At 63.6% G+C, this 12386-nt stretch carries 11 protein-coding genes; 8 read left to right on the top strand and 3 right to left on the bottom strand.

The annotated features are described in order from the left end of the window. Complete coding sequence (locus tag NLF94_RS17000) at nucleotides 1–273, bottom strand: cation:proton antiporter (protein WP_254838824.1); 273 nt, start codon at nucleotides 271–273, stop codon at nucleotides 1–3. Continuing rightward, complete coding sequence (locus tag NLF94_RS17005) at nucleotides 270–1328, bottom strand: monovalent cation/H+ antiporter subunit E (RefSeq protein ID WP_254838825.1); 1059 nt, start codon at nucleotides 1326–1328, stop codon at nucleotides 270–272. The genes NLF94_RS17000 and NLF94_RS17005 overlap by 4 nt, the downstream gene beginning before the upstream one ends. A 119-nt stretch (nucleotides 1329–1447) precedes the next feature. Between NLF94_RS17005 and NLF94_RS17010 the strand changes: the two genes are divergently transcribed. The 6 genes from NLF94_RS17010 (at nucleotide 1448) to NLF94_RS17035 (ending at nucleotide 7553) form a co-directional block, all read left to right on the top strand. After that, nucleotides 1448–2275 (top strand): pantoate kinase, encoded by an 828-nt coding sequence (locus tag NLF94_RS17010; RefSeq protein WP_254838826.1) that lies wholly within the window; start codon nucleotides 1448–1450, stop codon nucleotides 2273–2275. Next, entirely contained in the window at nucleotides 2272–3579 is a 1308-nt protein-coding gene (locus tag NLF94_RS17015; protein ID WP_254838827.1) for a hypothetical protein, read from the top strand. The genes NLF94_RS17010 and NLF94_RS17015 overlap by 4 nt, the downstream gene beginning before the upstream one ends. 64 nt (nucleotides 3580–3643) lie before the next feature. Next, on the top strand, nucleotides 3644–4234 hold the full coding sequence (locus tag NLF94_RS17020) for a hypothetical protein (protein ID WP_254838828.1): 591 nt from the start codon (nucleotides 3644–3646) through the stop codon (nucleotides 4232–4234). A gap of 58 nt (nucleotides 4235–4292) precedes the next feature. Further along, nucleotides 4293–5039: a 4-phosphopantoate--beta-alanine ligase gene (locus NLF94_RS17025; protein ID WP_254838829.1), complete on the top strand. Its 747-nt coding sequence runs from the start codon at nucleotides 4293–4295 to the stop codon at nucleotides 5037–5039. A gap of 96 nt (nucleotides 5040–5135) precedes the next feature. Then, the gene (locus NLF94_RS17030; RefSeq protein WP_254838830.1) at nucleotides 5136–6014 is read left to right on the top strand and encodes a cell division protein CdpA domain-containing protein; all 879 of its coding nucleotides are present in this window, start codon (nucleotides 5136–5138) and stop codon (nucleotides 6012–6014) included. Nucleotides 6015–6215: 201 nt separating this feature from the next. Beyond that, nucleotides 6216–7553 carry an RNA-guided endonuclease InsQ/TnpB family protein gene (locus NLF94_RS17035; protein WP_254838831.1) on the top strand — a complete coding sequence of 446 codons (1338 nt, stop codon included), beginning with the start codon at nucleotides 6216–6218 and terminating at the stop codon, nucleotides 7551–7553. 548 nt (nucleotides 7554–8101) lie between these two features. On the opposite strand, the gene NLF94_RS17040 is transcribed toward NLF94_RS17035, so the two are convergent. Next, a complete protein-coding gene (locus tag NLF94_RS17040) occupies nucleotides 8102–8641 on the bottom strand; it encodes a hypothetical protein (RefSeq protein WP_254838832.1) in 540 nt (179 codons plus the stop codon). A gap of 423 nt (nucleotides 8642–9064) precedes the next feature. On the opposite strand from NLF94_RS17040, the gene NLF94_RS17045 reads away from it, so the two are divergent. Together NLF94_RS17045 and NLF94_RS17050 are read left to right on the top strand one after the other, a co-directional pair. Next, a complete protein-coding gene (locus NLF94_RS17045) occupies nucleotides 9065–9256 on the top strand; it encodes a hypothetical protein (RefSeq protein WP_254838833.1) in 192 nt (63 codons plus the stop codon). A gap of 790 nt (nucleotides 9257–10046) precedes the next feature. Next, on the top strand, nucleotides 10047–11744 hold the full coding sequence (locus NLF94_RS17050) for a sensor histidine kinase (RefSeq protein WP_254838834.1): 1698 nt from the start codon (nucleotides 10047–10049) through the stop codon (nucleotides 11742–11744). Nucleotides 11745–12386: the final 642 nt, after the last annotated feature.

Raw genomic sequence — 12386 nt, forward strand, 5'->3', positions numbered from 1 at the left:
CTACATCACCCCCCCGCGGTCGACGGTGAACTTCGATATGGCGACGGCCATCACGAAGTTCAACAGGGCGTACACCAGCGCGATGTCGAGGAAGTAGGGCACGTCCAGCGCGGCCGACAGCAGCGCGAGGATGACGACGGTCTTGGTCCCGAGGACGTTGACCGCGACGACGCGGTCCTGCATCGTCGGGCCGCGGACCGCCCGGTACAGCACGACGACGGCGAGGACGACCAGTGCGGCCGCCGCCAAAAGCAGGGCGTCCTCGACGATCATTCACCGTCACCCTCCTCGTCGAGTATCCGGCAGTCGCCGCGCTCTCGTGGGGTTGCGATGGCGAGCGCACGCCGGCCGTAGAAGACGAACCGGACGCCGCGTTCGAGGGCGCCGTCGAACAGCCCCTCGCGGGCCGCCGGCAGGAGCGTGTGAATCTTCATCCCGCGGCCGCGAACGCGGACGGTGAGCGTGCCCGGCGTGAGGGTGATGCTGTTGGCCAGCGTCGTCACCGGCATCGCGCCCCACAGCGCACACTCGACTTCGGTCATCCGCGGTTCGATGGGCAACTCGGGGTGGAGGATGGCGTACGATACCAGCAGGTTCGACTTGACGATCTCGTAGAGGAGGTACGGCGTGTAAATCCCGAGGCGGAGCAGTTGCCGGGCGAGCGACGGGAGCCGGACGCGGTCGCTGAACGTGATTCGGTGCAGCATCGTCGCAACGAGCGTCGCGGTCGCAACGCCGGTCACGAGGTCGAAGTTCGTCAGCGTGAAGCCGCTCAGGAGGTGATAGAAGAGATAGGAGATGCCGAAAAGCGTCACGAACTGGAGCGCGCCGCCGCGGCGGAGGAGTCGCTCGCGGCGGGTCGCCCGCCCGACGGGCGCCTCCTCGACGGTCAGACCGGCCTCTTCCAGCGACGCCTCCATCGGCTGGAGTATCGGCACGTTCCCGCCGGGGCTGTACTCGGGGTCGACGACGACCCGGTCGATGCCGTGGTCGTCGGCGTAGGCCGCGAGGACGCGCGCGTAGTCGTCGGGGCCGAAGAGGTACTCGTCGGCGCCGACGATGGCCGTCTCGACGTCGAGGGCGTCGTCGGCGTCCTCGTCGGCCCAGACGGCGACCCGTTCGAGGAGCGCCTCGGTCTCCTCGCGGACGTCCGCGCCGACGTCGCCGATGTCGTGCCAGGCGACGGGGGCGACGAAGTGTATCTCGCCGGCGCCCGCGAGCGCCTCGCGGACCGCGTAGGCGACGGTCTGTCGCAGCGTGACCGACTCGCCGACGGGGACGAGAAGCGGTCCCGCGTCGTCACGACGGTCTGGTGGGTCCTCGGGCACGGCTGGTCACTGTCCGGGTGTTTCGGCAGGCGGAACAAAACGGTTGTTCTTCCGGCCGAACGACAGCGACCGGCGACCGTCGAGCAACGCTTAACCGGCCGGGTCCCGGAGGCCGGTGCATGACAGAGGCGGTAGCGTTCGTTCCGGGGCATGTGACCGGCTTCTTCACCGCCCACGCGGACGACGACCCGACGAAGGCGGGGTCGCGTGGCGCCGGCGTCGCGCTCTCGGAGGGGGTGACGGTCCGGCTCGAACCCGGCGACGGGGTCGAGTTGAACGGCGAGGAGTGCGACATCGAGTCCGTCGACCGGGTGCTCGGCGCGCTGCGGTCGACCGCCCACGTCGTCGTCGAGACCGACCTACCGGTGGCGTCGGGGTTCGGCATCTCCGGCGCCGCCGCCCTCGGGACGGCGCTGGCCGCAAACGAGGTGTTCGGCCGCGGGCTCTCGGAGAACGAACTGGTCACCATCGCCCACGGCGCGGAGGTCCAGGCCGGGACCGGCCTCGGCGACGTGGTCGCACAGGCCCGCGGCGGCTTCCCGGTCCGGCTCGAACCCGGCGCGCCCGCCCACGGCGCCTTGGACGGCATCCCCGCGACCTGCGACGTCGAGTACCTCCCGCTTGGGGAACTGTCGACCGAGGCGGTTCTCGACGGCGAGACGGCGGCGCTGACCGAGGCCGGCCGCCAGGCGCTGTCGGCCCTGGTCGCCGAGCCCACCCTGGAGACGTTCATGCAGGTCTCCCGGACGTTCGCCCGCGAGGCCGACCTGCTGACGCCCGAGATCCGCGAGGTCGTCGAGGACGTCTCCGAGGCGGGCGGCGAGGCCTCGATGGCGATGCTCGGCGAGACGGTCTTCGCGCTCGACACCGGTCTCTCCGACGCCGGCTACGACGCCGAACGCTGCGAGGTGTCGGTGGCCGGCGCCCACCTGACCCGACGGCCGTGAGACGCTACCCGGTCACGCGCCTCCAGGAGGCCGTCATCGAGGTCGAGCGGAGCCACACGCCGTGGAACGTCCAGTTCGAGGCCGCGACGACGGCGACGCTCGACGCCGAGCGCCTCGCGGCGGCCGCCCGGACCGCCTGCGGGACGTACCCGGCGGCGAAGGCGCGCCTCCGCCCGGTCGACGGCGACCCGCCCTACGAGTGGGTCCTCCCGGACGCGCCTCCCGAAATTCCGGTCGAGGTCGTCGACGGCGACGACGCCGACCTCGCTGCGGTCCGGCGCCGCTTCTACGGCAAGCGGTTCGACCTGGCCGTCGAGCCACCGCTGTCGCTGCTCGTGATCCGCGGCGACGGCGAGGCCGGCGGCGACCGGCTCTGTGCGTGCGCCAGCCACGTCTCGATGGACGGCATCGGCGTCTTCCGGGTGTTCCAGGCACTGCTGGCCGCCTACCGTGGCGAGGAGCCGACGGCCGCGACCCTCGAGGGGACCCCCCGCGAGGTGCTCGACGGCGTCCGTCCGCGGGGGGCGGCCCGGCGGCTCCGCCTGCTCGGGTCGACGGCGCGACGGCTCGGGTACTTCCTCGATTCGCCCGCGAGGCCGGTCGGCAGCGGCCCGTCCGGGTCGGCGTGGACCGGCTGGTGGTTCGCCGACCGCCACCTCGACGCCGACGCTACGGCGCGACTGGTCGCCGACCGGCCGGCGGGCGTCACCGTCAACGACGTCCTGCTGGCGGCGCTGCATCTGACGGTCGACCGCTGGAACGCCGCCCGCGGCGCCCCGGCCGACCGAATCAGCCTGCTGATGCCGACGAACGTTCGGCCCGAGGGACGGTTCTACGACGGCGTGGGGATGTACACGCTGTTCGACAGCGTGGACACGGGACCGCGACACCGTCGGGATCAGGCGACGGCGCTCGAACGGGTCGCCGACCGCACCGACCGGATCAAGGCCGCCGACCGACAGTTCGGCTACCTGGAGTGGTGGCACCTCTTTTCGGCGGTGGCGCCGCCGGCGGTCCGGCGACGCGTCGCGCCGCAGGTGTTCGGGCCGGGCGAACCGCTGCTCGACACGGCGGTGCTGTCGAACCTCGGGCGGGTGCCCGAACCGGGCGGGCTGCCGGACGGGGACCTCCTGCGGCCGTGGCTGACGCCGCCCTGCTGGCCGCCGACGCCGCTGTCGGTCGGCGTCCTCACGGTCGGCGACCGACTCCACCTCGGCTTCCGCTTCGAGCGGTCGGTCTTCGACGCCGGCGACGCCGAGGCCTTCGCCGACCGCTACCGCGAGCGCCTCGAGGGGATGGTCTGATACACCGCTTCGGTCCCGAAATCATCGGAAAGACACTTGGCAGCCCCCCGAAAACACGGCGCTCGTGTCGAATCCATCCGCCCGTCTCCAACGGTTCCGTCCGTACTCGGTTCCTGTCTGTCTGTTCACCCTCGTGGCGGCCGCCGCACTGTTCGTCCCGCCGCTGATACTCGATCTGTCGCCGAGAACGTACGCCATCACCGCGGCCGTGCTCGTGCTCGCGGTCACGTCGGCCTTCCCGTACGCCGTCGCCGTCGGGGTCGGGACACTCCCGCTGCTGTACGCGGGCGCCGGGAGCTACGCGTCCCCGCAAGCGACTCGGGGGGCGCCGTCGGCGTCGACGGCCCTCCGGCACGTCGGGGCCGGCGTCGCCTACGTGCTGGCAGCGGCCGCCGTCGGTGCCATCGGCCTCGGTGCGGAGTTCGCGGCCCCGAGCGGGCAATCCGCTCTACCGGCCGCTCTGCGGCCGTCGTTCATGATCGTCGGCAGCGGCGTCGTCGCCGCCGCGTTCGTCGGACTCCAGTTGTGGCGCTACGAGGGCCCGGTCGGACGTCTCGAAGCCCGGGCCGTCGCCGGGACGGTCGCGCTCGGACTCCTCCTGGTGCCGGCAGCACGGGTGGCGCTGTGGGTGTTCGGCGACGCCGGCCCGCTGTGAGCGCCGCGGCCCTGCCGAGAACGGGACGCTTTTCATCGCCCGTCGCCCACCGACCGGTATGAGCGACGTCGACGTGCCGGAGTCGCACCCCCGCTACGAGTCGCTACTCCTGCGACACCGCATCGAGGAGGGCGTCGAGGCGGGCATCACCTCGAAACAGGGCCTCATCGCCCAGGGCCGCGGCGAGGCCTACGACTACCTGCTCGGCGAGCGGACGATTCCGAGCGCCGACGCCGCCGAGCGGGCCGCCGCCGCCCACCTCCTCCGTGCGGACCACCCGGTGCTGTCGGTCAACGGCAACGTGGCCGCGCTGGCGCCCGAGGAGACCGTCGAACTGGCCGCGGCCACCGGCGCGGCGCTGGAGGTCAACCTCTTCAACCGGACCGAGGCGCGGATGGAGCGCATCGCCGACCACCTCCGCGAGCACGGCGCCGAGGAGGTGCTGGGGCTGGCCGCCGACGGCCGCATCCCGGGGCTGGACCACGAGCGTGCGAAGGTCGACGCCGACGGCATCGGCAGCGCCGACGTGGTGCTCGTCCCGCTGGAGGACGGCGACCGTGCCGAGGCGCTGGCCGAGATGGACACGACCGAAATCGTAATCGACCTCAATCCGCTGAGCCGGTCGGCACGGACCGCGACGGTGCCCGTCGTGGACAACCTCATCCGCGCGCTGCCGAACATGACCGAGCACGCCCGCTCGCTGGCCGGCGCCGACGAGGCGGAACTGGACGCCGTCGTCGAGGCATTCGACCGCGAGGCGGCGCTCGAGGCGGCCGAGGCCGCGATTCGCTCGCCCGAGGAGTGAGCGTCGCCGGCGTGAGTACGGTGACGACCCGTTTTTGTCCAGCGTCTTGCGTCCGTCTGACGTAGTGTTTTATGTATAGGGACGGAACACGCCCGTATGGCTAGCCTCACGGAGGTCTACGAGGGAGGCAACGGGGCCGGCCTCCGGCGGCTGTACGCCGGTGTCGCGCTGTTCGGGGTCGGCGCGGTCCTACTCGTTGCAGGTATCGTCACGGCGGCCACCGGCGTCGGGAGTCGGTTCGGCCTCGACGTGTTCGAGGCCCGCCGGGTCGCGGGCGTCCTCGGCGGGGTCGGGTTCCCGGCGGTACTTTTGGGGACCATGACCGCGATTCCGCGCACCTCGCGGAAGATCCGCGTCGCCGCGTTCGTCGGCGGCGCCATCTGCGTCGTCGGCGTCGTCCTGTTCCACGGCGCCTATCCGACCGACTGGGTCACCGGCTCCGGCAACAGTTCGATGACGCTCGTCGTCGCGTCGGTGTACTTCCTGGGGACGCTCGTCACGTCGTGGTGTCTGTTCGTCGCCGTCGCCAACTTCAAGGCGCGCAACGACCCCGGCGGCACCGTCAAACTCGAAATCACGAAGGAGGGCGAGACCCGCATTGTCGAGGTGTCCAACGACGACCTCCGCGGACGGCTCGGCGGCATCGGCCTGCTCGGGGGAACGCCCGACGGCGACGTCGAGACGCAGACGAACCGCGGCGACTCCTCCCGCCGGTCGTCGGACCGCTCGCGGTCGGCGTCGACCCGTTCGCCCGATGCCTCGCCCGGCGTCACCGACGGCGGCGCAACGACCGACGACGCGGAGTTCCTCACCGACGAACCCTCCCGGCCCCTCGGGGACACCTACTGCGGCAACTGCCAGCACTTCCAGTACGTCCGCACCGACGACGGCATGGCGCCGTACTGCGGCTACCACGGCGAGTTGATGGACGACATGGACGCCTGCGAGGAGTGGACGCCGAACACGAACGCCTGACGACGACACTCGAACGCCCGAACCGAGGGCGCCGACACCGCTTTCGACTCTTCCGCCCCGTTGAAACCCTCACAGCGGTACAAGGCGGAAGCCCACGGCTTTAGCCGTGGGAGGAAGCCGACACAATTGACACAGAGAAGCCGTGGTACAGCAGCCTGACATCCGAGTAATTTAAATTTCCGGATGTCTAACAACTAACTAGTGGTGGACGCGAACAGAACGCTCATCCTCCCGCTTGAAACACCGACGAGCGATGAGCACGAACGCTTCCACCGAACCGTCGAGAAATACCAGCACTGCCGCAAGCGAGCCCGCGAGTACTGCTGGCAGAATCCCAAGCAACCTGACGACATCGTAACCTCGAAAAGCGAGGTCGAAGACGCTCTGTACCACGACCTCCGCGAAGAAACCGACGAGCTCCATGCAAATCTCGTACAGAAAGCCATCAAAGATGTAACCAACGCGATGAGCGCAGCGAAGAAAGCATGGAAGCGTGATGAGCGCATCAGCAAACCAACGTGGGATACCAGCGAGGCATGGGTGATGACCTACGATACCCGAGCTGGTACGTTCTCCAAGCACAACGCGAGGTTTGCAACCGCGGAAGCAACCGTCGAGCTTGCGTATCAAACACCGTCACATCTCGACGGGACGCTGTACGACAAGTACGTCCTCTCCACGAAGTGGGAGCTAACGACGAGCAAACTTGCCTATCGGGACGGGCAGTACTGGCTCCATCTCGGCGTTAAACGAGCGCTTTCCGACCAGCACTGGACAGCACGAGTCAACAGAGAGGTTTCGAACGCGCCCAATGAGGATACGAGTCGTGTCCTCGGCGTGGACCTTAATGTCAAAGGCTGGACGGCTGTAACGAGTGCTGGCGGCTTCCACGGCAACGCTGACTACCTCAACCACCGACGCGATCAGTACGAAGCACTGCGTGGCGAGCTACAGCAAACGGGAACGCGGAGCGCGTATCTTCGGTTCCACGAGCGAGCTGGTACTGAGTCAGCGTGGTTTGACGAGTACGCCCACCTCGTCTCGAATGCTATCATAGAAGACGCACTGGACACTCGTTCGACGCATATCGCCTTCGAGAAACTGAAAGGGATTCGCAAGCGGATGAGCAACCTGCCGAAGTACCAGCAGTGGCTGTTCGGGCGTGTGCAGGAGTACACGGAGTACAAAGCGACTGAACACGGGATTAGCGTTGTGTACGTGAACCCGAAGAATACGAGCAAGGGGTGTAGTCATACCGAGTGTCGAACGGTGAGCGATTCGAATCGGGGTGAAAAGCAGTTCGAGTGCGTTGGGTGTGGTCGGTCGTGGAACGCTGATTATAACGCGGCGCGGAACATCGGGCTACGGCATATTTTCGATTCGTTGCTCCCAGCGAGCCAAACGTGTTCGTCTGGGAAGACCACTTGTCAACTGGCCTTTATTTCAGGGGTCCTCTCCGTTACAGAGCGTGACGTAAGTCACGTTTCCAAGGAGTGGATGTCCACTGACAAGCCCACCGCTTTAGCGGTGGGTAGCTGACCAACTGATAGGAACGGCGTGCTGAATATAGAGGGTGGATGCAGCAGTTGGCCGCAGTCTATTTCGCCTCGCTAGTAGCAAAACAGGCGTTGGACGAATGTGCGCAGATTTATTCGGTACTTGCCCCGAGCTGGTATAGCAACAGGCCGCTAGCTAAGAGAAGCCCCCCAAACGTCCATTCAAATGCACTACCCGGAAGCGATTGTGAGTAGCCTAATACTGGGTTAGTGAGGATTATTACACCGGCTACCAGAACAAATAGAGATGCGGAATATTCCGCGGCCTTTTGATAATCCATCCCAACAAGATCGTCATATCCGATTTGACTAATATTTTGATGTACTGTCTTGACCGGTCGCCTCTGATCGAATTAGAAAATGACCCTATGCGAGATACGCGCTCTGTATTCAGCAGGGCCCGTGATACTTACTCAGAGTCTGTCAGATCCCGATTGCTGAATATAGAGGCTGAGTTCAGCAGACGGGCTCTGTTCATTCCAACCACTCTGCGGTGAATCAGCTGTGAGAACGCGCTTGCGAATGTATCGGCTATGCTCCGCTACGACTGTGCTCGTAGACGTAGCTGAAAACGAGGCTGAGTGGGACGGCTATCCAGATCGTCCACACGACCACTACCAAGATGGTAAGGGGGTACAGCTCAAAGAACGCTCCGAGGAACTCGGTGAGCGAGGTCGGCGGGTCAACTCCCCCGTATGGGTTCAAAAACTGGTAGCCGTACACCGGAGCCAGTAGCAACCACACGGCAGTTCCGGCAAGGTAGTTTCCGGCGACCGTGACCAACGCTGCGACGGCACTGTAGTATGGGACACTCGCCGGCAGGGAGCGCCATGTGAGCGCCCCGACCACGAATCCCGTGGCGATGTACACCGGGGTCGCAGACAGAATCACCCCTGCGGAACCCACCGTACCCGAAACCAGCGTACTCACCGGAGCAAACACGATTCCACCGGCGAGGACACCGGCGGCCATACTGTAGCCGGCCCCGACGTCCTGTCGGTCCCCGAGCGGCAACCGTGTCGGTCCGTATCGACCGTACAGCCGCACCACTCGGTCCAGCCTGGCTACCATGACGCTCTGCACTCGTAATTTGTACTTGAAAAACTTTTCTCCGCCGGCTGGACTGCATCTCGCTGTCCATCTCCCGATCTGGGGCAGCATAGGCTACAGGATAGACCAGATACACAGGTAGAACAGTCCACTCACTGAATAATCGAATACAATCCAATCGATATATTTCTAGTCTACATCGACCGATCCGATCTTCTCCGGTGTCCGCTCTCTTGGCATGCCACATTCGCGCCCTCTATGCAGCAGACCTCTGCAACCCTATTCACCTGATGGCAGAAACAGCCTGACCGATAAAGAGCATATACGGCACTGGTAGGGACGGTTGATGTTATCCATTGTCTCAGTCACTTGTACCCATTGTGCGTTTGCAGGTAGCAGAAATTCGGTTGCTGAATTTATTATCGGGCCCCGCTAGTGGAGAGTATGGTCCTCCAGACAGAGAGTGGGAACAGGACACAGCAGGCAGGCGTCGTCGCTGGCAGTGCTGCAGTTATGTTCGCTGCTGCAGCAACGACCGATGGACTGTTTTCAGGTGTGATGTTCGGTGCAGCGGTTGTGACGATTCTCTCCGCACTTGCGCTCTATGCGGCCGCCTACCGGGAGAAAGAGAACTGATCACGAATTCTCCGATGTGACCGTACTCATCTCATGCTGCATTCGCGCCCTCTATTCAGAAGGCCGCTGCAGACCTACTCAGCTGCTGTCAGAAACGGTCTGGCCGATATAGAGCGTGGATGCAGCAGATTGCCCCTGTTCGTTTCAACGTGCCTGCGATGAATCAGCCGTGAGGACGAGTCTGCAGATGTATTGAATTAGCTATTTTTGAGTTTCATCTGCAGTCGACGACTCTGCGGAGTTTTCAACTGTCTTTTGAGAGCTTTCAATTATTGGGAAGTAATCGAAGCCGAGGTACAGAAGGGCACCCAGTACTATCAGGCGTAAGAGACCTCCGTTACCGGATGGGTGGAGAATGAAACCGGTGAGCGCGATGGCTGCGACAAGGATAGCTGTACACCGGCGAACCGTTTGCCGGAGGAGAGCAGGGTTATCCATACGGTAGAGCGTCTAAACGGATGGCTGTAAAAACCTATCGTTGCAGAGGCTGTACTTCAAGAACGGCAGGTCCAGACCGCCACTGCTGTATTCATCCTCTACAAATACCGATAGCTATAACCCCCTGTACTGGCCGATTCACTTCTTTGCTTCTCTCGCCAAGAACAATGCTGCATTCGCGCTCTGTATTCAGCAGGGCCCGTGATACTTACTCAGAGTCTGTCAGATCCCGATTGCTGAATATAGAGGGTATACTCAGAGTCGGTTCGGGGCAACCGGTCTGGATACGTTGCTCGACTCACGGGCCGATACTTCAATAACACTCACAGCAGTATGCCCACATGACTGACTGATGGTTGGACAGTGGACTCTCTTTTTTATCCCGCTCTTTGGGGGTGCAGGGATTCTGTTCGGTCTGGCTGTCCTTGCGTTCAATAACCGTGACACACGCGGCGCGACGCCGCTGGGAGGATACCTCGTCACGACGGGCCTGTACAACGTTTTCTACGCGCTGCAACTGTGGGACACGACGCCCGGAGGAAGCCTCTTGTGGGCGCAATTGCAGCTGCCAATGTGGAGTTCGGCTGCCGTTTTTGGACTCCTCTTCGCGATCGAGTACACGAACCGAGAAACATGGCTCAGTCCCGCCCGCGTTGCCGCGCTCTTCATGCCCCCTGCCATAGCGACCGTTCTCTTTGTGCTGCAGCCGGAGCTGTTCTTTGCGAACGTACGGATGCGTGAGGAGCTCTCACTGGTGATTATGGCCGCCGACAAACGGACCGGCTGGTGGCTCATTCTCGCATACGGATACGGGGTCGTACTACTCGGAACGGCACTCATCAGTCTTCGATTCCTCCGCTCGATTCGCGTCGGGCAGTTTCGCGGCCAAGCACTGTTACTCGTCGTCGGCTACACGGCCACCATCGGAAGCAACGCCCTCCAGAACAGTTTCGGGTTTCAGGTGTCATTCGCGTCGCTCGGCTTCGCCGTGACCGGAATCATCGTTTACGTCGCGGTGTTCAGGTTCGGACTGTTCACCTCAGTGCCCGTCGCCAGACGGACCATCCTGGAAACCATGGCAGATGGGTTTCTCGTGGTCGATCAGGAGGGCCAGATCATCGACGCAAACCAGCAGGCCCGGGAGATATTCGGCGGTGAACCAGTTATCGATAAGCCAGTCGAGGCGGTCTATCCAGCGTACGAAGGTGAGATTCGAGGTCAACAAAACGGCCACGCAAGGCGCGAATACCAGCGCCACATTGGCGACCGGGACAGAGTCTTCGACGTCCAGATCTCTCCAGTGGCTGGCATTGGAGGCGGGGTCGATGCGCACGTCGTCCGTTTCAGCGACATCACCGAGCGCAAAGAGCGTGAGCGGGAACTGGAAGCGACGAAGCGCGATCTCGAACGGTCGAACGAGAAACTCGACCGGTTTGCCAGTATGGTGAGCCACGATCTGCGGAACCCACTGACCGTGATCAAGGGTCGGGCGGAACTCCTTCGAGGACAGGCCCCTGCGGACGACGTCGAGCCCATCGAGAAGAGCGCCGAACGGATGGAGACGATGATCGAGGACCTGCTGACGCTGTCACGAGCGGGCGAAAGCGTCGCGGAGGCCGAACCCGTTTTGCTGGCGGGGGTCGTCGAAGACAGCTGGGCGGCCGTCAGTAGTGACGACGTCGAACTCGACGTCGATGTTCCGGATGACGTGGAAGTTGAGGCCGACGTTGACCGTCTTCGACACGTTTTCGAGAACCTCTTTCGGAACGCCGGCGAACACAACGACCGACCAGTCAGGATTCGTGTCGGCACGCTCTCAGATGAGATGGGGTCGATAACGGGTTTTTTCGTCGCGGACGACGGGACCGGTATTCCGGAATCGGACCGCGATGCGGTGTTCGAGCACGGCTATACCACGAACGAGGATGGAACAGGGTTCGGCCTTTCAATTGTCGAGGAAATCGTTGCGGCCCACGGGTGGACGATCTCAGTCACTGAGAGTGACACAGGCGGTGCTCGGTTTGAACTTCACACGACTGGCCAGCGTTGAATATAGATTCTCCGCCACCATCGTTTTGTCACTTTAACGTCGGGATTCCGTGAGAGATACGCGCTTTCTATTCAGCAGGACTGCTGAAACCTATCACCAAGTGAGGGTTTCAACAAGGCCGATTCATCGTATTTACTAGGCAGTAGTGAGACTAATGGTCTCAATGCATACGGCCGACACAATTTGACATCCTCCTCCGCGTGAACGCGGAGGAATCCCGAGCGGTGGGAGTTTCAGGTTTGCAACCACGGACGCCGCCACTTTACGGGAGCCCGTCTAACCCAGTCGTCGTGGTCGGTGGCTGTCTAGCCGTGCCAAGCGGCTGTTACTCCTATCCTCAGCGCCAGTGGCTCCCATCTGTTGTTTTTGCCAGCAGGGAGTCACTGACACGTCGATGGAGTCGGAGTTATCGTTGAGCTTGCTCAGGCCGACGGGCACACGGCGAACCCTTCTAGGATTCGTGTTCACCGCGTCGGCGTTTCGGATACTCTCTCATTGAGTGGCGGGCTGGCCGCCTCCGAAGGCCGTTCGGAATCCGCTCCGTTCCGACCTGACCTTACTACCGTATAGTGGTTCCCGGTACTTCAAAGAGCGGATTGGAAACTCGAACCGGGGCGTCGGACGTGGTTTGATTCCGAGTTG

The sequence above is a fragment of the Natronomonas marina genome, from assembly GCF_024298905.1.
Classification (GTDB): Archaea; Halobacteriota; Halobacteria; order Halobacteriales; family Haloarculaceae; genus Natronomonas; species Natronomonas marina.

Excerpts from the sequence above, each read along its gene's own strand:
- NLF94_RS17025 (WP_254838829.1), top strand. The coding sequence starts at position 4,293 with ATGAGCGACGTCGACGTGCCGGAGTCGCACCCCCGCTACGAGTCGCTA.
- NLF94_RS17045 (WP_254838833.1), top strand. The coding sequence starts at position 9,065 with ATGGTCCTCCAGACAGAGAGTGGGAACAGGACACAGCAGGCAGGCGTC.
- NLF94_RS17050 (WP_254838834.1), top strand. The coding sequence starts at position 10,047 with ATGGTTGGACAGTGGACTCTCTTTTTTATCCCGCTCTTTGGGGGTGCA.
- NLF94_RS17040 (WP_254838832.1), bottom strand. The coding sequence starts at position 8,641 with ATGGTAGCCAGGCTGGACCGAGTGGTGCGGCTGTACGGTCGATACGGA.
- NLF94_RS17030 (WP_254838830.1), top strand. The coding sequence starts at position 5,136 with ATGGCTAGCCTCACGGAGGTCTACGAGGGAGGCAACGGGGCCGGCCTC.
- NLF94_RS17000 (WP_254838824.1), bottom strand. The coding sequence starts at position 273 with ATGATCGTCGAGGACGCCCTGCTTTTGGCGGCGGCCGCACTGGTCGTC.
- NLF94_RS17010 (WP_254838826.1), top strand. The coding sequence starts at position 1,448 with ATGACAGAGGCGGTAGCGTTCGTTCCGGGGCATGTGACCGGCTTCTTC.